This window comes from Acidobacteriota bacterium (genome assembly GCA_039030395.1).
Taxonomy (GTDB): domain Bacteria; phylum Acidobacteriota; class Thermoanaerobaculia; order Multivoradales; family JBCCEF01; genus JBCCEF01.
This window is the reverse complement of sequence record JBCCEF010000015.1, coordinates 60,421-81,783: the sequence shown is the minus strand read 5'-3', so window position 1 is coordinate 81,783 and position 21,363 is coordinate 60,421. Positions and strand designations below refer to the sequence as shown.

Below are 21,363 nucleotides of genomic sequence, written 5' to 3'. Positions count from 1 at the left end.
TCACGGCTCGAGTCTTCTCCCTGCGTTTTCTTATTGGGGCCGCACCGCGTCGTAGACCAGCTCCAGCCGCTGCTTGATCAGCAGCAGAGTGTCTTCGATCGTCGTCGACGCATCGATGGTGGGGAAGGGCGGCAGTTCCACGGGAGTACCGGGGGCACGGCTCCGGCTGGTGATCGGGGGGACAACGGTGGCGCCGCGGGCGGCAGGGCCGGCCGGCCGCGGGCGGTTCCAGCTGCCACCGGTGGGGCGGCTGTTGACGGTGGAAGCGGCCGCGGCGGTGGCCTCCGCCAGCACCGTTTCCGGCAGCTCGCCCAAGGGCACCTCCGGCACCGGCCCGCGCTTCGCCAAGACGCTGTTGAAGGCCGGACGGATGGTGCCGGCGCCGGCGGGGTCCGGCCAGTGTCGAATCTTGTTCATGGCGGCGACGTAGTCGAAACCCTCGCCGGAAGGATGGCCCGACGAGAGCAGCCTGCGATCGGTGATGTAGTGGCAGCTCGTACACGTTTCAGCGCGGGTGGTGAGGTTCTGGAGCTCCGTCATCCCGAGCCGCAGTGCGTTGCGGTAGCCGGGCCGCGCGGTGCCGAGCGCCTTGTCGCCCTCCTTGTGGGCTTCGATGTAGTCTGCCGCCGGTCCATGGCAGCTCTCGCAGCTCGCTCCGTCGAACACCTCGAAACTCTCGCTGCCGGAGACCACCGTGCCGTGACAGTTCATGCACAGGGCGGTGCCGGTGACCATACGGTTCAAGGGAACACCGTAGAGGGTGGCGATGCGTACCGCCTCCGGCGAGCGGCTGAAGAAAGGTTCGGCCGAGCGGTAGTGGGCGTCGCCGGCCCACCAGTCGTTGGCCTCGCCGTGGCAGCCGCTACAAGCGCCGGGGCCGAGGGTGCGGTGGCGCGCCGACGGGCGGATGGTACGCCGCGCCTCGCCCACCACCGGCCGGCCGGGGTTGACGGTGACGGTGTTGGCGGTGGCGGTTGTGGATGTAGCGCCGCCGGAGCCATCGCCCGGGTCCGAAGTCGCCGTGGCCACCGTGCCGGGATCGCCTTCCCCCGACGTGGTCGCCGCCGCCACTTGCACCTCGGGCTCCGGAAGCGCGATCGCCTCGCCCCGGATCAGCGGATCGAGACTCGCCAACTGGACCGCCGGCTCGCGGTCGTCGGCGAAGCGCCGGGCGATGGCGCCCAGTTCGTCCGCCGCCGCCCGCAGCGCCGTGCCGTTGCCGGGCACTACCTGGACTCCGCGCACCACCGCCACCGCCGCGCCGATCTCCGGGATCTCGGCGATCTGGCCGATCTTCCGCAGCTCGAGAGTCGAGGTCTTGACCCGTCGGCCGACGGCGCGGGCGTAGGTGCCGGGCTCCGACGCTTCCGCTGCGGCGCGCAGTGCGTATTCGAGTTCGACCAGCCGGCCTAGGACATACATCGGCCGCTTCTCCGGCGCCGTGTGCTCGCGGTTCTCGGTGCCGTCGCCAGTCAAGAAGGACTGCAAGAAATTGTGGCGGATGTCGCCCTGGGACCACTCAACCAGCTCAAAGCCGGAGCTGCCGGTGGTGTGGCCGCCGATGTTCACCAGCTTTTCGTTCGGCACCGTGTGGCAGCCCATGCAGCTCGTTGCGACGCCGTAGAGATCCGACGGTCGGCGCATGCCGGCGGCGCGGCTGGCGGCGATGCGCTCTAGGCGGTGTTCGGCCGGTTCCGTGGCGTGGTCGAACCCCGAACCGTAGTCGTTGTGGAGGTCAATCCAGTCGCGGCCGGCGCCGTGGCAGGACTCACAGGACACTCCGGAGACGGCCCGCAGTTGATCGTTCCGCACCTCTGGCGTGTAGTGGCACTGGAGGCACAGGCTGTCGCGCTTCATCAGTCGGAATCCCATCTTCTGGGCGATCGCCTCGGCGGCTTCGGTGCGGTGCAGGGTCTTGAAGCCGGTGGCGTGGGGGGTCTTCTTCCACACCTCGAACTCCGAGATGTGGCATTCGCCGCAGGCCTCGGCGGTGACGATCTTCTCCGGCGGTTCGCGGGTGAACTCCTCGTCGCCGGTGACCTGGCCCCACAGCGCAATGGGCGTCCCAAGGGCGACTAAAACGCCTGCACCTCGCAACCACGGAGATCCCCGCCGGTGGGATTTCCGGCGGGCTGAAGGGGGCACGAGCGCCTGGCTGATCAAAACTTGAGAAGCACCTCGAAGCGACCGCCGAAGAGTTCCTCGTCGGAGCCGCCGGGGTCGCGGCGCAGGCCGGCGAAAGCCTCCGTCCGCAGGACGAAACGGCGACCGACGGCGGCTTGGTAGCGGCCGGTGGCGGCGATCGCATCGGCGATGGAGGAATCCGTCCCCACTCGTGCCCCGACCTCGACGATGAGCTGCTTGCGGGTGTGGTCGAAGAAGCGTTGATAGCCCACGGCGCCGCCGGCCACGTCCTGGGCCTGGCTCGATAGGGCGGCGCCGTAGCGCCCCAGGCCGACGGCGGCGAAGTTAATGCCGGCGCGCCCCAACGGCCCGCCGGTGGCCGGCCCGCGGGCGGCGGAGGTGAAGCGGTCCACCGCCAGAAAGGTGTTGAAGTACAAAAGGTCGTGGGTGTGATGGGGCGTGCGGGAAACCTCCGAGAACAGCAGCAAGCCCTCACCGGCGCTCACCGTCTCTTCGTCGGCGAGGGACCCGAGGAGGCGAAAAGACGTGTTGAACAGGCCGATGCGCTGGGTGAAGCTGACGCCGCCGGCGATCAGATCGCCGCCGGAGCGCAGAGCCCCGTTGCCCCGGGTGTCCGACAGCACCCAGGCGAGATCCGCGTCGATGGTCGAACGGCGTAGGTCGGCGGAGGTCAGCAGGGCGACGAGCTGCGCGTCGTCGTCCTCCGGATTGCCGCCCACCCCAGGGCGCCCGACATCGTTCCAGCCCCAGAAAAGCGTCGCCCGGAAGTTCGAGGACCTGGCCGGCTGCAGGGTGTTGCGGGTGACGCCCACGCCGTCGATGGCGTCGTTGATCAACAGCCCCTCCTGGAACAGCAGCGGCTGGCGGCCGACGGAGAAGCCGACGTCCGTCGGCGAAAAGTCGTCGCGCGACAGGTTGGGAAAGATCTCGCCGAAGTCGCCCTCGAAGAACAAGCTGGTGATCTCGCCGTTGAATTCGTCCGAGAAGTCGCTCTCGTCGACCCCCGGCAGATCCGATTCGAAGACGTAGGAGGTGAATCGGCCGTCCTGGTCCAAAGGCCGGAAGCCCACCACCAGCCGCTCCGTGCCGGAGAGCTGGAGGTTGGCGAAGAGATCGAGCCGGGTGGCGACCTCGCTCACCCGACCGGCCGGGTTCTCGAAGGTCTGGGCGGCGGTGCGCAAGGTTCCGAACACCAGCAGCGAAGGCTGCCAAACGGCGCCGGTGGGCAAGCGGAAGCCCGGCTTCAAGGTGCCGGAGCCGAGGAACGGCTCGCCCAGTTCGAGCAGCGGTTTGGGCCGCTCCGGCACATTCTCGACCCGCAGAGGAATGCGCTCGTCGGTCAGCCGACTACTGTGGTGTCCGCCTTTCTTGCCGTGATGGGCATCTTCTCCGTGCGCTTCGGCACCATGCCCGTCCTCGCCATGGGCGTCTTCCCCATGGCTGCCTTCCTCGCTGCCTTCCATCTCGGAGGGATGCTCCGCGGCGGAGTCTTCCTTCGGGGGATCGGTTTTCCTCTCGCCGCCGGCCGCACCCACGCCGTCCGCCGCCATGGGGACCGCAAGGAGCAGCGCCGCAAGCGCTGGGAGAAACAGGGGGCGCAGCGCTTTCAAGTGCGTCAGCCGCCCGGTCGGTCGAGTTCGATGGTGTGTTCGCGCTCCCACAGGGTGAGATGCCCGTCGACCACCCGCTCGGCCACTTCCCGGGCGCTCAAGCCGTAGTCGAAGCCCACGTCCTTGATCTCGTGGATCAGATTCACCGGGATCATGCCGGCCTTGATCTCGACGTGGACGGTGTATGGACCGCGACCGTCGAGGGCTGACGCCGGCACCTTGTACTCGGCCCAGCGGCTACCCAAGGGTTCGATGTTCTGCTTGTGCTTGCGGGCGCCCCGCGGCCGGCCGGTGAGAATGGTGGAGGAGGTGGAAGGGCGCAGGAAGGGCAGCGGATCCGGCGAATAGTTGACCGCCAGCACCTGCTCCCGTTCGCCCCCCCGCACCATGCGGGTGATGAACTTCGACTGCAGGCTGAACAGCTGCCGATCGAGCGGCAGCTCTCCGTTGTGGACGTACAGCGAGTGACTGTCGCGCACGTCGCCGTTGGGGTCGAGGTCGCCGGACTCGAAGACCACCCGGCCGTCGGCGTCGCGCACGGTGGTGTGCAGGAACACCAGTCGTTCGGCGTCGAATCCGGTGGGCACGCCGTGGCCGTCGGTGCCGTTCTTCACTTCCACCCGGAAAGCCAGGCCCTTCGCGTCGGCCCTGTCGACCACCAGCTTGCCGAGCTGGTAGCCGGCGCGCAAGATCTCGCGACGTTGTTCGTGGGCCTCGGCCAACAGCGCCTGGTTGTCGTTCAAGATGTCGCGGGCGTCATAGCGGTCGTCGGCGGCCCGCCAGCGGTCCGGGAACTCGTAGGCCTCCGGCAGTTCCGCTTCGAAGGCATCGGTGCCCCAACCGGCTTCGTGATCGAAGGTCAGCCACTCGCGCAACGTCGCCAGCTCCGAAGCCTGTGGGTTGTGCGGGAAGATCCCCGGGTGGACCACCGAATAGTCCGGGCCGATGAACATATGATCGGTCCGCTTGCGGATCGCCGTCGCCTTGCCGCCAACCACCGCCGCCGGTCCCTGGGCATAGCCCGAATCGACTCCCGGTACGGTGCTCATGTGGCAGTCCTGGCAGGAGGTGCCGTTCTCCGCCGCCGGCGAGGTCTTGAATTCGCTGAACGCCTCCTCCAGGCGGAATCCGTTGACCAGATTCACATCGTGGCAGGTGGCGCATAGGCCGGAAGTCGAAATTTGGAAGAACTTCTCCGACCGGGTGTGGATCGCCCGCCCGGCGCGCCCCCGTTCGGTGTTGACCCGGAACTGGTCGCTCTCGATCACCCGCTGGAGCTCGTCGTTGCCGCTCGGGCCGTAGACCGGTTCGAAAAGATCGCCCTCGACGATCGCCAGCCGGCCGGAGAGCTTGCCGTAGGGCTGGTTGATGCGATGGCACACCACGCAGGTCACTCCCTCGCGGGAGGTTGGGTGGCGGTCCAGGTTGCTGATGAACTCCGGTTCGCCCAAATTCATGCCCACCGGCGTGTGGCAGCGGATGCAGAAGTCGCCGTTGGTGCCGTTGGTGAGCTTCAGGATGGTGCCGTGCATGGCGTTGAACACCGGGCTCATCTGGGCATAGGCATGTGGCGAAACGGACCACTCGCGGTAGTGATCCGGGTGGCACGTTGCGCAGGTGGTGGCTGCCGGAAAGCGGTTCTCCAGGAACAGCGCCGCGTGCTCCTCATCGGCGCTCAAGGAGGCAGCCTCGCCGGATTCCGGCGGGACCTCCCCTACGGTTGGGGACTCAATCTCGGAGCTGGGTTCCTGCGGGGTGGCGCGGGCGCTCACCTGCGGACTGCCGAAGGCGATCAAGATCCCTGGCATGGCCAGGGCGGCGACCATCCATAGGCGCGGCGAACGAAGAGACATCGGGTCCCTCTCTTTCAGGCGGTCCGCCAAGCCGCTGCTTCGGAAACCGTCGTCGACTTCGAGGAAACGGTGCGAGGCAGACTTAAAGTAATTACTCCCAGCAACTTAGCAGATCTCGTCAGCCGAGGCAAGGCGCCTGTAGAGGATCCTGGCGTCGAGTTTTTGTCGGCCGAACACCCAGCTCAGCCTGCTAACCCAGCGGACTCAAATAGATAGGCGCAGCGGAGCGGGAGAGCCGTGGGTCGAAGCGGAAGTGAATGGGCGGATGCGAGAAGTCCAGGGGGGAGGGGTTACGGTCAGGTCGGCGTCACGACGCAGGGACGCCGGGATGGATGCATCGGCTGCCCCTCCGGCCTTCAGGTGGACGATTGCCCCCAGGAGCGCGAACTCGCCGGAGCGAGGGCGGTATGCGAGCAGTTCGCCGAGTACCAGTCAGTGGGAAGACAATCTCCTCGCAGATTGATCCATATAATATATTTCACAGAATATCTGTAGTTTATCAATATAAGGCAATCCACTCGAGTGGGATTGAGGCCGTCGGAAGGGCGGTGTTCAACGATCGGGGAAGGTGATTCCTGGCGAAGGTCCTGAGCTTTGAGAATCTGTATCTTGACGAGGTGGCCACCGAGGCTGCATAATCTTTAGTGCGCTCCTAATTCTTCAATTCAATTAAGACGATAAGTGTGCGGCGCGCATAGGGCTCCTCACGCGTCACACCGATAACTAGAGATTATCAGTATGTCTTCGTCGTACGAAGAACGACCTACCATTCTGTACGTCGCAGCGAATCCGACGGGTCCAGAGAGCCTGCGTTTGGATGTAGAATTTCGAGAAATCCAAGAGAGTCTGACTCGCACAAGAAGCCGATTGCGCCTCCAACAGAGATGGGCTACTCGAACGATGGATCTAAGGCGCGCGCTTCTGGAGCATCAACCCGAGTACTTGCACATCTCCGCGCATGGCAATGACGACGGCCTTGTGTTGGAGGACGACGATGGAGTTGCGAAACTCGTCGATCGTGACGCGCTCGCTGATCTCTTTTCTCTCTTCTCGCCAGGTCTCAGGTGCGTTCTACTGAACTCGTGTTACTCGGCAGACCAAGCGTCTGCCATAGCTCAATCGATAAAATATGTCATCGGGACGACCAGCGCTGTCCGAGATCGAACAGCCAGTGCATTCTCGGTGGCATTTTACGATGCGATCGCTAACAACAAAGACATTGGATTTGCTTTTGAACTAGGAAGAACCGCTGTCGCTCTTGAAGGAGCGGGGAACGCCGACCTATTCACTCTGCACCGACAACGAACAACGGGCCAGTACCAAGACTGGCCCAGTATCCCGGAGAATGGACAGTTATTCGGTCGCGACCAAGAACTGAGAATTCTTGAGCGTTGGGTTCATGAAGACGACGTACGACTCCTGCTGGTTCTGGGGTTCGGGGGAATAGGCAAAACAAGGCTATCGGCCCGATTCGGTAGGGGAGGACTGGGCAAGACAAGTCTTGCAAGAACCTACGCGAAAAACGCCCAGTATAGTTTCGACAAGGTCATCTGGCGGTCCTTGGTCGGCGCACCCACAGTAGAGGAATTAGTGGAGAGCATCCTGGCCGGTGTAAACCACTGGAGTCCGGAAGCCGACGAGACTTCAAGGAGTCGCAGCTCTGTGGAAGACCTTGCCGACTGCTTGAAGTCCGAAAAAATACTGCTGATCCTCGACAACTTTGAATCCGTCATGTCTTCCGGTGACGTTGAGACTACCGGGGCCTCGTCCAGCTCCTTCTCTCGTCTGATTCTAACCCTGGGCCAACTTGAGCATAGGGGCTGCGTGATTCTCACCAGCAGGGAGAAGCCCAGGCAGATTGAGAAGTTGGAGGGAGATAACAGACCGGTGCGGACGCTATTGCTCAGGGGGTTGGATGTCTATAACGGAAAGAAAATCTTCGAAGAGATCGGAAAGTTCTCCGCCAGCGACCAAGAGTGGAGGAAGTTGATTGAGTTCTATGATGGAAACCCCCTTGCTTTGGAGCTCGCCGCGCGTCATATCCAGTCTGTCTATCGGGGCGACATACGAGAGTTTCTCAACCAAGCAGAGTTGACCATACTGGACCTGGAGTCACTCTTGAATTGGCATGTATCGCGCCTTTCGAAGATGGAGCTGGAGGTTCTTTATTGGCTTGCGATTGATCGTGAGCCGGTTGCTCTGCCAGAGCTTCGAGATGATCTTCTCTCATCGGATGCAAGGAAGCAACTGGCGAGCACGGTTCATACCCTTCAACGACTCATGCCCCTGGAAAGAAAGCGGCTTCGGATTGGGCTCCAGCCGGTTCTACTCGACTATCTCACGCGTAGGTTTGTCCAGCAGATTGGCGATGAAATTCGGCTCAGTCCATCTTGGGTAGGTCGCTTCATCGGCCGGAAGTTGGCCAGTGAAGTCAAGAGAGAATTTGCCGACGACTCATCATTCGACTTGCTCCGAAGGTTTGCCTTGATCAAATCGACTAGTAAGAGCTATGTTCGACGAAGTCAGCGCCGGCTCATTCTGCGCCCCATTGTTGAGTGGTTCGAGGAGCAAGGTCTTCTCCGCGATGAATTGTCCAGCCTGCTTGTAGACTTGTTGGGTCAATGCCGAGAAGAAACGAGAGAGGATTATGTGGCCGGGAATCTGATCTCTCTCTTAATCGAGATTCTTGGCGACCTGTCGAATCTTGATCTGTCCCATCTGGTGGTGCGGCAGGTTGACTTCCAATCGGTTGACCTGCGGAATACCTCTCTTGCTTACTCAACGCTGAGACAGGTTCGCTTTCGGAGCCAGTTTGGACACATTCACTGCGTCGCAATGACATTGGACGGTCAGACTCTAGCCTGCGGCGACACGAAGGGCGTGATCCATCTCTGGAAGGTCGAAGACCAAGAGCCACTGGCGATGCTCGAAGGCCATGTCGGCTGGATCCGGTCGGTAGAGTTTTCGCCTGATGGTCGATTCCTAGTCAGCGCCAGTGAGGATCAAACCGTCCGAGTCTGGGCACTGAGGGACTATTTCTGCGAAGCCACTCTGATTGGGCATCAGAGCTGGGTCAACTCCGCTGTCTTCGATACGAGCGGAAGACATGTTGTCAGTGGAGGAGAGGATGGAACGGTTCGAGTTTGGGAGTGGCGAACGGGTACATGTTTAAAGGAGTTCGGCCCCTTCGGAAGTAGGACCAGGGCGGTCCAGGTAATCCCCGGAGCGTCTAAAGTGATTTCAGGAAGCAGTGACGGCACGATACGGGTGATCGACCTTCAAACCGGGCAGGTTGAGCGCCATATTGAGGGTCATTCTGACTGGATCTCTTCCATAGATCTGGATAAGGAGGGCGCCACTCTTGCCACTGCAGGTTTTGATTGCTGTGCTCGCCTCTGGGAACTTAGCTCGTCCCGATTGGTTTGCGAGTTTAGGGGGCATTCGAGTTGGATCTGGGACGTGACTCTTAGCCCTGATCGAGATCTCTTGGCGACTGCTAGTAGAGACAGAACCGTCAAAATCTGGTCCACGAGTAGCGGCGACTGCGTGAACACCATTGGCAATGCGCACGACGGAACGGTACGCGCCCTGAAATTCTTCCCCAATGGAGATAGGCTCGCATCCGTCGGCCAAGATCAGGCCCTTAAGATCTGGGATGTGCACGACGGTTCCAAGATTGGCTCACTGCGCGGGTACTCCAACTCTATTTGGTCTATCGTGCCTGGAACAGAGAGCGGTTGCATCCTGAGCGGAGGTGACGATGGGATCGTGCGAAAGTGGAATATTGATACTGGGGCCTGCCTAGAGAGTCGAGGATCGCACCGTGGACGCATTTGGGCTCTTTCAGCAACTCACGGCCTTGTTGTCAGCGGCGGTAGCGACAAGCGCTTGAAGATCTGGACCGAAACTGATGTCGTCGAGGTCGCTCGAATAAGGGCACACGACGACTGGATTCTATCGGTCGATCTGAGCACCAGCGGAAAGTTGCTGGCCACCGGGAGTTCCAACAGAGATCCCGTTGTCAAACTGTGGAGCACTCACACCGGGAAGCTCGTTAGCGCCTTTCATGGTCACGAAGACAGAGTGCATGGTGTCGCTGTTTTCGAGAAGGAAGGCCTCTTGGTCAGCTCCGGTGACGACTCATCCGTTCGCTTCTGGTCTATGGACGAGCGATCCGAGGTTTTCAGAGTTGAACTCGACTTTGACGGCGTTAGGGGAAAGCTCTCGCCATTCGCAGTGGCTAAGAGCAGCAGACTCTTTGCGGTCGCGACTTCGTCAGGGCTCGCGATCTGGGATGTCGTTCGGCGCATTGAAAGCCTTACGATTTCTCCGGTTTCCGGAGTCCCAACTGCCGTCATGTTCGATGCCCTGGGGAAGAAGCTTTTTCTTTGCACCTCCTCGGGCACCCTTGAGGCGTGGGATCTGACAAGTGGCGAGGTGGATCTTGTGATTCGATCCCCACGGAACGTCTATCAAGCAGTCTGCCCAGTCGGAAATGGCGATTCGCTGTGCGCGAGTACGGCGACAGGGGAACTCGACATTTTCGAACTAGAGACCGGCAACCTAGTTAAGACGATGATCGCTCCAAGGCCTTACGAGGGACTGAGGCTCAAGGGCAGCAAGGGCCTCACGAGAGGGCAACAATCTGTGCTCTATGCGCTCGGCGCGACGAGCGAGGAGTAGATCAACTGGCGAGGATGACTCGGCTCAAGGAACTGGCTCTCAACCCCCTTGATGAGCGAAGAGAACCGGTTAGAAAGACCCTCTTTAGCCAGCGGTCAGTCCCATCAAATCTAGGTTTGAATCGGGGGCGGCCATGCGCCACTCGGTAGTTGTCAATGAATAGAGCGTCACCGGATTCGAGTGCTATCCCAATCTGGGCATTACAGAGGCTAGCTTCAAGCTTCTTCAAGGCCTCAGCGGCCGCTTGATCACCTGGTACCGCTGATTGTCGGTTGGCATTGAATCTGAAGTAGGGCTGCTTTCGGTCTCCGAAAAGGATGCTCGTCGGGGCAGACGGTTGTGGAGCATCGTGCGCGACATTGACGCCCACGATGAAGCGGTGTTCGAATAGAATATCTTTCTCGTGCTCGTTAAGTTCTACATCCAGTATGGTGGAGACAACGGTGGGTACCAAGCCATGGTTGCGTAGACAGATGAGCCCGAGGTACTCAGGTGCATTGGGGTGAAAGGCGTCCTCGGTATGTAAGCTAAAGTCGATTCCAGAGCCCGATCCTGACGCCTCCGACAGCTTGTCCTTTTGGGGGAGGATGTCTGTGATGACAGATCCCCCCTGGTGACTGCTCCAACCAAATAGTTCTCCAACGAGACAAGCCAGTAGGCACTGGATCACTTCGACGGCTCTCACCTCTTTGGATTGTGGCTTGGCCGGGATTTCGACCGGAGTCGGCGGTATCTGGCCTGGCTCGTAGGGAAGGTTGCGCAACCGAATCCAGGGCGCGGTTTCTTCACGCTTGAACCGACGCAAGGCTCTCCGGATCCTCTCGGGTAGACTTCCGGAAGCGACCGCGACTTCATCCATCCAGTCATCTCTTTTCCATTGAGTTATTCTTGACGTTATCTCCTTTACTTTCGTCTCAATTTCCTTTCTTTCCTCAGGAGTTAGAACCAGATCGAATTTCCTGCTCACTCTATGTTCTCCCTGTTGTCTGGATCTCGATGGTGCAGAAATAGAAGTCATCCCGATCAAGGATGAAGTTGGGCGAACCTTCCTGGAAATAGGAGAGCCAGCGGGAGTGATTTCCACTGGACATCAAGGGTCGGGCTCGGCGTCCCATCCATTCAGCTTTTTCTGTTAGGTAGTTTCTGGCATCAGAACTCAAGGGTGCCAGGAACTGGACGGCGCTCGTCTTGGTCGAGATCCTTTGAAAGTCAGCAGCAAGAAAGAGGCCGTGAAGCCTTTGGCCAAAAAAATTTCGAAGGGGCGTGCCGACCTGAGACTCGAGTGATCGGGCAACCCCTAGTTGAACCTCGAAAAGCAAGTCTACGGGCACTGGGTGAAAGATCGTCACTGAGTTGTTCCAATGCCTCGCTACGACCCTTCCTCCCGGTCGGGCGACTCGCTTCTGTTCGTAGAGGGCCTTCAAGGGGTTGGCGGCGTAGGCGAGTCCATTGCTAAAGAATATGCAATCGAACGATGCTGATGGAAACGGCAGTTCTTGAAAATTGGCCCTGACAACAGTCGTTGGCGCTCGAGGTGGCCTCTCGCGAAGCCTTCCCTTTCCGTAGGCGAGCAACTCCATGCTTAGGTCCAAGGAGTAGAGACGTCCTGAAGGTCCGATCTTGTCGGCTAGTAAATTCGTCCATAGACAGGGACCACAAGCGACGTCGAGGACATCACTGTCTGGTGCAATTCCTAGGTCATTGACAACTCCAATGCGGTCAAGTTCCTTGGCACCGTGATGGGCAAGCAACCATTCGAGAGAGGCCAGCTCTAGGGGCTTTGGGACCGGAATCATGGATTGCTGTTGCTCGATAATCTCTAGTTATGTTTTTCACAGCAATCTGGTTGAGACCTTCTCTCCATGGGTGGGGCGAGCTACGGGTTCGCTTCGGACTTCTTCCAGGCGCAGAGTCCGGTACGAGGATGAAACCGAAGTAGTGCGGCTTTCAGGTGTGACGGGCTGACATGCGTGTATCGCTGGGTGGTCGTGATGGAGGCGTGGCCGAGGAACTCCTGCACGATGCGGAGGTCGGCGCCGTTGTGGAGGAGGAAGGTCGCGGCGGTGTGGCGCAGCATGTGCGGTGTCACCCGGCGGGTGATGCCGGTCTCGCGGCACAGGGCGCTGAGCATTCCCGCGACTCCCTGGGTGGAGAGCGGATTGCGGCGGCGGTTGAGGAAGAGCGCCTCGGTGCTGGCGCTTTGCGCCACACGCTGTCGGTGGTAGGCGGTGATGGCCCGATAGCTGGTTTTCTCGGTCAGGAGTGCGAGGCGCTGGCGCCCTCCTTTGCCGCGGATGAGGATGGTTCGCTGGTCGAGGATCAGGTCGCCGAGGAGGATGCTGGTGGCCTCGCCGACGCGGATTCCGGTGGCGAAGAGGAGTTCCACGATGGCCCAGTTCCTCAGGGCGAGGAATCGCTTGTCGATTTCAGGCAGGAGACGCTGCGGGATGGGCTCGGCTCTGGCGCGCGCCTGGTGGAGGAGAGAGGACATTTCCCGCACCGTCAGAGTTCGGGTCAAGGGCTTCACCTTGCCGATGTCGAAACGCACCAGCCAGAGGGGCGAGCGCTCCAGCTCGCCTCGCCGGACCCAGTAGTTGAAAAACACTTTGAGCACCGCGAGTTTGCGGCGAATCGATGCCGGGGCCAGTCCCAGGGACTTGAGATCGCTCGCCCACGATTCCGCGTCGACCGGGCCGATGGAGTGCAGGGGGCGGACCGGTTCGACGTGAGCTGCGAATTGGTCGAGATCGCTGCTGTAGGCCGCGATGGTCCTCGGACTGCGGGCGTGAGTCGAAAAGTACCCTGCGAGGAATTGGTTTACCGCTTCCTGTAGATGCATTGAGCGCCCTCCGCAAGTTTCAGTAAGATATAGGTATGTAGCGATGAATCTTGCAAGGATAACCGCGCCCCGGTTGGATGGGGCTGGATCTCCGTTTGGCTTGCGAGAAGTCTGGAAGCGATAGGCGGGATGTTCGGCAGGCTCCGCACGGCCTGACGGTGGAAGAGCTACCCAGAGCGGAGGGAGGCTCGGGGAGTGGGTACACTCTTGCCCGTCCGTTGGCTTACGTTCATCTCCAGGACTGGAAGTCCGCCGCCAATGAGGGTGACTTGTGAGGGAAGGTCGCCGAGGACCAGCCAGCCGGCGTACTGACGCGTCCCGCGTCAGCTCGCCTTCGGCCCGCCATAGGACGCCTTGTGCACCCCATCGACCGCGCGACCGGAAGGGTCGGCGGCAGCGGCGAAGGAGGCGTCCCATTCCAATGCCGCCGGCGTCGAGCAGGCGATCGATTTACCTCCTGGGACCGTTGCGGCCGGTGCTGGGCCGGGGAAGAGCTCTTCGAAGGTCGAGCGGTACAGGTATCCCTCGGCGGTGGTCGGCGGTGCATGGTTGAAGCGCTCGGCTGCTGCGGCGAGATCTCTCTCGTCCACCACCCGCGCGGCATGGTCCCGCAGCCCGTCGATCCAGCCATAGCCCACGCCGTCGGAAAACTGCTCTTTTTGTCGCCAGAGGATCGATTCTGGCAGGACCCCATCGAAGGCGGCGCGAAGGAGGTGCTTTTCCATCCGTCCCGTGCGAACCATCTTCTCGATCGGGTCGAAGGCCATGGCCATATCGAGAAACTTGCGATCGAGATAGGGCACCCGTGCCTCCACTCCCCAAGCGGCCATCGCTTTGTTGGCGCGAAGACAATCGAACATGTGGAGGGCATCGAGCTTGCGCACGGTCTCTTCGTGGAAGGCGCGGGCGTCCGGCGCTTTGTGGAAGTAGAGATAGCCGCCGAAGATCTCGTCGGCCCCCTCTCCCGACAGGACCATCTTGATTCCCATGGCCTTGATGCGCCGCGCCAGCAGGAACATCGGAGTCGAGGCACGCACCGTCGTGACGTCGAAGGTCTCCAGGTGGTAGATGACCGAGCGCAACGCATCGAGGCCTTCCTGAAGGGTGAAGGTGAATGGATGATGGACCGTTTCGATCGCATCCGCCGCGAGCTGGGCGGCTTCGAGATCCGGAGACCCTGCGAGGCCGATGGCGAAGGAGTGGAGTTGCGGCCACCAGGCTTCCTCCCGTCCACCCGTCTCGATCCGGTGCCGAGCATGGCGCGCTGCTAAGGCGGCGATGAGCGATGAATCGAGCCCTCCGGAGAGGAGGACGCCGTAGGGAACGTCGCACATCATCTGCCGCTCCACCGCGGCATCGAGGGCCGAACGGAGCGAGGCTGCCTCGTAGGGCCGGCCTTCGACCGCAGTGAACTCACGCCACGAGGGTGCGTAGTACCGGGTCGGCGCGGCCATCTCGCGGGTCTGAAAGGAGCCCGGTGGAAACTGCTCGATGTGGTGGCAGACGCCGGTCAGGGCCTTCATCTCCGACGCAAAGAAACGCTGACCGTCCGCATCCTGGCCCGTGTAAAGCGGTACCACACCCACCGGATCCCTGGCGGCCAGCCAGCGACCCGACTCGCGATCGTGAAGCACGAAAGCGAAGATCCCGTTGAGGGTCTCCAGCCAGCGCACTGGATCCGCCGGCGATGCGGCGTGCAGAGCCAGAATCGGCTCGCAGTCCGAAGCCGTTTGGAACTCGTGGTGGGGCAGGTCGCGACGCAATTCCTGGTGGTTGTAGATTTCGCCGTTGACCGCTAGCACGTAGCGCCCGTCTGGCGACAACAGGGGCTGGGCGCCGCCGAGTGGGTCTACGATCGCCAACCGTTCGTGGGCCAGCACGGCGCGGTCGTCGGCGTAGATGCCGCTCCAATCGGGGCCGCGGTGCCGCTGCCGAAGGGACAGCTCGAGGGCGAGTCTGCGCAGAGACTCTGGGTCTTTGCGAATGTCGAGGATGCCGAGGATGGAGCACATGTTCGAACCTCCGTGTCCGACCCTTCGCCCGCGGACCCTAGAAACGGCAACGGCCCGCGGTAATGCGCGGGCCGTTTGGACTGTTTTCGCTACTCAGCGATCAGGAGCGGCCGCGCGCCCTCTTGAAAGTGGCGTTCGGATGGACCGTGGTCGCGTTCTCCTGGATGTAGCGCTGCATGGCGACCCCAGTATGGACCGACGGCCTGCGGTAGGTCAACGATGGGGACCGCTTGTTGGAGTCGACGTTGAGAGTGCTCTAGCCGGTGGTGGTCAGCGGCATCCAGTCCCCGTTGATCAGCACTCCGTGGATCGCCCGCGTGTGGCGGATGTCCGCCAGCGGATTGGCGTCGAGCAGCACCAGGTTGGCGCGGCGGCCGACCGCTACGGTTCCGAAATCGTCCGCTGCCGCGAAGTAGGTGGCGGCATTGACGGTGGCGGCGCGGAGGGTCTCGTAGGGGGTGAGTCCCGCTTCGACAAACAGCGCCAGTTCTTCGTGGATCACTTCGGCGCGGTCGTCGGTGCCGGTGAGGAGGCCGGCGCCGGCATCGTGCAGGGCCTTGACCAGGGCGAGACGGTTGGCCTCCCCCAGGGCTCGCAGGGCGGGGTCGTTCCAGGCTTCTTGGGCGACCGGCGCGGTCAAATAGTGGTTCTTGCGCCACAGGGTGGGGCAGTTCCAAACCCCGGCTTCGGCGGTCAGCTCGGCCAGCTCCCTGAGCTTGGCCGGATCGATCTCGACGGCGTGGAACAGCGGTTGTGGCGCCCACTCACCGGCGAGGCTCGAGGTCTCCGATTCGAGTTCCCAGAAGTAACCGTAGAAGTGTTCGACCGAGGACATGCCCCGCTCGATGGAGTGGTGCAGACGGACCAGGTCGCTGACATGGCCGATGACCGGCATGCCGAGAGCCGCGGCCTCGGCGGCGATCCCGTCGAAGGCGTCCTTGGAGAGCAGGCTATAGACCTTCACGTAGTCAAATCCCGCGGCCGACTGTTCGCGGACCGCGGCCCGGCCTTCGGCGGCGGTTTCGACCAAGCGGTGGGAGGGGAACAGGTCGCTGCTGGTGAGGGGCCGTCCGGTGGTGTAGAAGAGCGGCCCGGAGTGCTCCCCGGCCTCGAGCGCCTCGCGCAGTCTCAGATGGTCTGGGTCGCCCGCCATGTTGCGGATGACGGTGATGCCCTGGTGCAGGTAGTCCTGCGGCAGGTGGCCGTCCTTCCGCCGCAGGTGGGCATGCATGTCGGACAACCCAGGCATCAGGAAGCGGCCGCTGCCGTCGATCTGCAGGGCGTCTTCGGGAATATCGACGGAGTCGCTGGGTCCGAGGGCGGTGATTCGCTGGCCGACGATGAGAACGGTTTGATGGGGCAGCACAACTTCGCGGTCCATCGGCAGCACCGAGACGTCAACGATCGCCACGGTGGAGCCGGATCGCGGCGGAGAGCCGCCGCCCCATGAGCCCGCCTGGTTCTGTTCCGAGAAGTTGGTGCAGGCCGCGAGCGCGGCGAGGACGAGGAGAGTGGACAGTCTGCGGATCATTCGGTGCCTCCCTGAGGTGATTGGGTGATGGCGGCATCGCCTGATCTCGAAGCTACTCCTCCGTCTTGGCCAAGATGTCTCCAAACGTTTTCTGCGACATTTCGCGCCGCGCCTGGCCCGGAGTGATGCCTCTCTGGCCCTTGAAGGCGCTGTGGAAAGCGGACCTCGAACGGAATCCGACCTCATAGGCGATGTCTTCGAGGGTCAGGTGCCGTTTGCCGGGATCGGTGAACAGCCGCTCGGCCTCGACCAGCCGGTACTGGGTCAGGAGTTCCGGGAAATTGCTGCCCAGCTTGTCGTTGACGACCTGCGAGAGGTGCGCCCGCGGCACCTTCAGGCGGGCGGCCAGGTCAGCGAGGGTCAGGTTCTCGTTGAGGTAGGGCCGGTCTCGCTCCATGGTTCCCAGGAGTCGTTCCTGAATCTCCTCGGCACTTTGCGGGGTCAGGGTCGAGGTCGCGTATTTGGTGCGGGTCGAGCGGGGTTCATAGCCAGCGAACAGCCTCGACTGACGGAAGGCGACCACGGAAAAGACGCAGAGCAACAGCGTCGCGGTGAGCGGCACGAGATCGACCAGCCACGGAACGTCGCGGAACAGAAAACGGATGACCTGGGCGATGTGGATGACCATGAGAGCCAGGACGAGAGCCTTCAGAACGCGGCGGTGGAAGACCAGCGCCCGGCCCTCGCTTCGTCGGCTCCACACCCTCAAGGCGACCGCCGTGGTGTAGGCCGCACCGTAGATCATCAGGCTCAAGATGGGTGGTAGCCATCGCCAGGAGGTCCAGCCTAGAGTGAAGGCCAGCAGGTAGGCCACCCAGGCGGACACCGGCAGGAAGTGGATCCACCAGGGAACTCGCCGTTTGGCTCCGAGCACCGTCGTCGCGTACTTCCAGAGAACCGGAGGGAGCAAGAGGGTGGCTGTGTACTCCACCAGGATGGGGAAGATCGAATCTCCGAACAGGCCGCCGTGTTGGCCGGTGATGGTGAGAACGGCCGTCGAGAGAATGAGAAGTCCCAAGCCGATCAGTCGGTTGGGCGATTGCCGGGCTCCCCGCAGCGACAGGATTGCGCCCGCCAAGATGAAGCCCTGGAGAGCGCCAAGGAGACCGAGGATGGTGATCATCGGCGGAAGGTTCCGCCGTCGAGATGCTCCGCGGCGGGCAGGAGGTAGCACGAATCGCTGCGATCCATGACCCTGATTCTCGCCGTCCCCGTGGCGGCGGGCAACCGTGGGTACCACCCAGGCTGTCGTCCCGCCGGCGACTGTCGCTCGATTCGAGAAAGTGCTCGACCGAGCGCAAGTATTTGTCGCGTGCCGTGTTTCTCCGGGTAGAAAGGCAATCCGAATGGCACTGAAACTCGACAAGCTCCGGGCTCTTTCTCTCTCGCTAGTTCTCCTGTTGGCGCTACCGCTCACGGCTGAGTCGCAGGTTCGGGCTTTTCCCTGGCAGGAAGCCGGGCTGACCGAACGACAGGCGGCGGCGCATCTGCTGGACCGATTCGCTTTTGGCGCGCGCCCCGGCGATATTGACCGGCTGGTGGAAATGGGGCTCGAACGCTGGTTCGAGCAACAGCTTGCGGGAACCGTCTCGGAAACCAAGCTGCCGTCGCTGCTCGCCGATTTGGAAAGTCTGTCCCTGGCCCAAGGCGAGATCCTCGAGCGCTATCCGAACCCCGGTTCTTTGCTGCGTCAGCGCCTGCGCGACGGCAAGATGGATGAGGACTCCCCGGATGCCGGTGAACGGGAGATCCTTCGGCGCGAGTACCGCAACGCCCTGCGTGAGGAGGGGTTGCGTTCCCAGCGTGAATTGGTGGCAGATCTGTATCGCCAGAAGCTCTACCGCGCGGTCTATGGCGAGAACCAATTGCACGAGGTGTTGACCGAATTTTGGTTCAACCATTTCAATGTTTCGCTGGCCGACAATGACGTTCGCTCCTTTGTCATGACCTACGAACGCGACGCCATCCGGCCTCATGTGGTGGGTGAATTCCGCGATATGTTGGAAGCGACCGCCAAACATCCCGCGATGCTGCTGTACCTCGACAATGCGCGTTCGGTGGCGCCGGAAGGGGCGCGCACGACTTTCAGTGCCGAGCGCTATCGCCATCGGCTTCGCGGCGGGCGCCGAGGGGCCGGCGGCGGGCGGCGCGGAGCCGGTCGTCTTCGGTCCGGTGGACCGGCGGCCGCCATGCGCCAGGATCCGGAGCTTGCAGCCCGCAGGCCGCGAGGGCTCAACGAGAACTACGCGCGCGAACTCTTGGAGCTTCACACGCTGGGGGTCGATGGCGGCTACGACCAGGACGATGTGGTCGAGGTCGCTCGCGCCTTCACCGGTTGGACCCTTCTACCCCAGGGAAGGCTGGCCGACGATCGTGTCCGTCAACGCATTGCCCAGGCGCGGCGCCTGCCGCCCGATGCCGGTTTTGTCTTCGAGGGCGAGTTCCTTTTCCGGGCCGACGCTCACGATGCCGGTAGCAAGCGAGTGCTGGGTCAGAAGCTCCCGGCCGGGCGCGGTATCGAGGATGGGCTCGCCGTTCTGGACCTGCTCGTCGCGCACCCGGCGACGGCGCGCCACCTGGCCCACAAGGTCGCGGTCCGGTTCGTCGCCGACGAGCCTCCGGAAGAACTGGTGGCGGATCTCGCGGCAACCTTTGGCCGCACCGAAGGCGAGCTCGCGGCGGTGATGCGCGACCTGGTCTATCACCCGAGCTTCTGGTCTCCGGAGGCTCGGCAGCGCAAGATCAAGTCTCCCTTCGAGCTGGCGGCGTCGGCCTTGCGAATACTCGACGCCGAGATCGAGGATCCCCGCGGGGCGCTTCAATGGGTGGTCGAGAGCGGTCATCCCATCTATGCCTACCAGGCTCCAACGGGATTCCCGGATCGGGCGGAGCACTGGGTCAACACCGGTTCGCTGCTGGCCCGCATGAGCTTTGGACTGGACTTGGCGGGCGGTCGAATTCCGGGAGTCCAATTCGATCTCGGGGCGCTCCTCGATCATCGTGAGCCGGCGTCCGCGGAGGAGGCGTTGGTGGCCTATCTCCCCCTGCTGCTGCCAGAGCGCGAAGGGGCTTCGACCCTCGATCACCTGCTGCCGGTGGTGCGGGATCCGTCCTTCGCCGACAAGGTGGCGCAGGCGGCCGAAGGCTCGCCGGCCCGTGGAGGCATGACGATGGATTGGGTCGAGCCCCGTTCCTCGTCTTCGCGCCCCCTGGCGACTCCTTCGGCTCCTGATGCCACTTCCTACGTGGTGGGCTTGATTCTTGGCTCACCGGAATTCCAAAGGCGATGAAATTCGATGCGTAAGCTGCCAGACGACAACGTGATGTCCGAGCGTGAAGGCCTGAAGCGGAGGGCCTTCCTGAAGGCCGGCGGATTGGCTTTGGTCTCCCTTGGCGTCGGTCCGAGTTTCTTGCATCGAGCTGCTTGGGGGGCGGCCGGAGCGCAAGCGTTCCGGCGCCGCAAGGTGTTGGTGACCATCTTCCAGCGCGGTGCCATGGATGGCTTGATGGCGGTTCCGCCGGCGGAAGATGCCAATCTGCGCCGGCTACGTCCGCGCCTCGCGATGTCGCTGGCACGGAACGCTGGGCCGGAGGGAGCCCTCGATCTCGGGGTAGGGTTCGGTCTCCATCCGGCGTTGGCTCCGCTCGAGTCCTACTGGAAGGATCGTCGCTTGGCGATCGTCCACGCGGTAGGTTCTCCGGACGCGACCCGCTCCCATTTCGATGCCCAGGACTACATGGAGTCCGGTACGCCGGGCCGCAAAGGAACGCCCGACGGTTGGCTCAATCGGGTGGTCGGACAACTCGGCCATGAGGCTTCCCCTTTCCGCGCCGTGTCGCTGACCAACGCCATGCCGCGTTCCCTCTATGGGGACGAGCCGGCGTTGGCGGTGGCGGATTTGCGCCGCTTTCGGGTCGACTTGCCGGAAACTGCCGGGGTTGGTGAGGTGGCCAGTCGAGGCTTCGAGTCGCTCTACGCGGAAACCTCCCAACGTCTCCTCCAGGACACTGCCCAAGACACCTTTGAGGCGATGGAGACCCTCGACAAACTCGATGTCTCGCGCTACCGGCCGGCCCGCCAGGCGCGATATCCGCGCAGCCCGCTGGGGCGCGCCTTGCAGCAGATCGCCTTCTTGATCAAGTCCGATGTCGGCCTCGAAGTGGCCTTTGCCGAATCAGGCGGTTGGGATACTCACGTCCAACAAGGGACGGCGCAGGGTTCCTTCGCACGCCGAGCCGGGGATCTCGCGCAGTCGATCCACGCCTTTTGGACCGATCTGGGAACCTACCGGGACGACGTCACTCTGATGACCATGACCGAATTTGGGCGTACCGTTGCAGAGAATGGATCCGGCGGCACGGATCACGGCCATGGCTCGTGCCTGTTCATCCTCGGCGGCGAAGTCGACGGTGGCCGGGTGCACGGAACATTCCCGGGACTCGATCGGGATTCCCTCTACGAGGGTCGGGACCTGCCGGTAACAACGGATTTTCGAGCCGTTTTCTCCGAGGTGGCCGGTCACCACCTGCGCATCGCCGATCGCTCGACTCTCTTTCCAGGCTGGTCGGGGAAGGGATTGCCTCTGTTTTTGCGGGGGTAGTTCGGCCGAGGGTGTCGTCGGAACGCACGCTCGCCGGCAGATCCTCTGCCAGCGAGCCTGACGCATCTAACCTAGATCAGGGCTCTTTC

General features: G+C 62.5%; 12 protein-coding genes. 3 read left to right on the top strand and 9 right to left on the bottom strand.

Annotated features, from left to right (window positions below; all coding sequences use genetic code 11):
* Nucleotides 1-30: 30 nt before the first annotated feature.
* The 3 genes from AAF481_14335 to AAF481_14325 all read right to left on the bottom strand — a co-directional run bounded on the left by AAF481_14335 (nucleotide 31) and on the right by AAF481_14325 (nucleotide 5,608).
* Nucleotides 31-2,097 carry a multiheme c-type cytochrome gene (locus tag AAF481_14335; protein MEM7482351.1) on the bottom strand — a complete coding sequence of 689 codons (2,067 nt, stop codon included), beginning with the start codon at nucleotides 2,095-2,097 and terminating at the stop codon, nucleotides 31-33.
* Between the two features lie 62 nt (nucleotides 2,098-2,159).
* On the bottom strand, nucleotides 2,160-3,755 hold the full coding sequence (locus tag AAF481_14330; protein ID MEM7482350.1) for a hypothetical protein: 1,596 nt from the start codon (nucleotides 3,753-3,755) through the stop codon (nucleotides 2,160-2,162).
* Between the two features lie 5 nt (nucleotides 3,756-3,760).
* Nucleotides 3,761-5,608 carry a multiheme c-type cytochrome gene (locus tag AAF481_14325; protein ID MEM7482349.1) on the bottom strand — a complete coding sequence of 616 codons (1,848 nt, stop codon included), beginning with the start codon at nucleotides 5,606-5,608 and terminating at the stop codon, nucleotides 3,761-3,763.
* Between the two features lie 738 nt (nucleotides 5,609-6,346).
* Here AAF481_14325 and AAF481_14320 point away from each other — a divergent pair.
* Entirely contained in the window at nucleotides 6,347-10,291 is a 3,945-nt protein-coding gene (locus AAF481_14320; protein MEM7482348.1) for an NB-ARC domain-containing protein, read from the top strand.
* 1 nt (nucleotide 10,292) lies between these two features.
* Here AAF481_14320 and AAF481_14315 read toward each other — a convergent pair whose 3' ends face one another.
* From AAF481_14315 to AAF481_14290, 6 genes are all read right to left on the bottom strand, one after another.
* A complete protein-coding gene (locus AAF481_14315) occupies nucleotides 10,293-11,258 on the bottom strand; it encodes a TauD/TfdA family dioxygenase (protein MEM7482347.1) in 966 nt (321 codons plus the stop codon).
* 1 nt (nucleotide 11,259) lies between these two features.
* Nucleotides 11,260-12,087 (bottom strand): methyltransferase domain-containing protein, encoded by an 828-nt coding sequence (locus AAF481_14310; protein MEM7482346.1) that lies wholly within the window; start codon nucleotides 12,085-12,087, stop codon nucleotides 11,260-11,262.
* An 80-nt stretch (nucleotides 12,088-12,167) separates the two neighbouring features.
* Nucleotides 12,168-13,130 (bottom strand): tyrosine-type recombinase/integrase, encoded by a 963-nt coding sequence (locus tag AAF481_14305; protein ID MEM7482345.1) that lies wholly within the window; start codon nucleotides 13,128-13,130, stop codon nucleotides 12,168-12,170.
* A gap of 323 nt (nucleotides 13,131-13,453) precedes the next feature.
* On the bottom strand, nucleotides 13,454-15,142 hold the full coding sequence (gene asnB, locus AAF481_14300) for an asparagine synthase B (GenBank protein MEM7482344.1): 1,689 nt from the start codon (nucleotides 15,140-15,142) through the stop codon (nucleotides 13,454-13,456).
* 256 nt (nucleotides 15,143-15,398) lie between these two features.
* Nucleotides 15,399-16,673, bottom strand: coding sequence for an amidohydrolase family protein (locus tag AAF481_14295; GenBank protein ID MEM7482343.1), 1,275 nt, complete (start codon nucleotides 16,671-16,673; stop codon nucleotides 15,399-15,401).
* A gap of 52 nt (nucleotides 16,674-16,725) precedes the next feature.
* Nucleotides 16,726-17,796: an AraC family transcriptional regulator gene (locus AAF481_14290; protein ID MEM7482342.1), complete on the bottom strand. Its 1,071-nt coding sequence runs from the start codon at nucleotides 17,794-17,796 to the stop codon at nucleotides 16,726-16,728.
* Nucleotides 17,797-18,019: 223 nt separating this feature from the next.
* Between AAF481_14290 and AAF481_14285 the strand changes: the two genes are divergently transcribed.
* Both AAF481_14285 and AAF481_14280 read left to right on the top strand, forming a co-directional pair.
* Nucleotides 18,020-19,963 carry a DUF1800 domain-containing protein gene (locus tag AAF481_14285; protein ID MEM7482341.1) on the top strand — a complete coding sequence of 648 codons (1,944 nt, stop codon included), beginning with the start codon at nucleotides 18,020-18,022 and terminating at the stop codon, nucleotides 19,961-19,963.
* Nucleotides 19,964-19,969: 6 nt separating this feature from the next.
* Nucleotides 19,970-21,274, top strand: coding sequence for a DUF1501 domain-containing protein (locus AAF481_14280; protein ID MEM7482340.1), 1,305 nt, complete (start codon nucleotides 19,970-19,972; stop codon nucleotides 21,272-21,274).
* The last annotated feature ends 89 nt before the right edge of the window (nucleotides 21,275-21,363 follow it).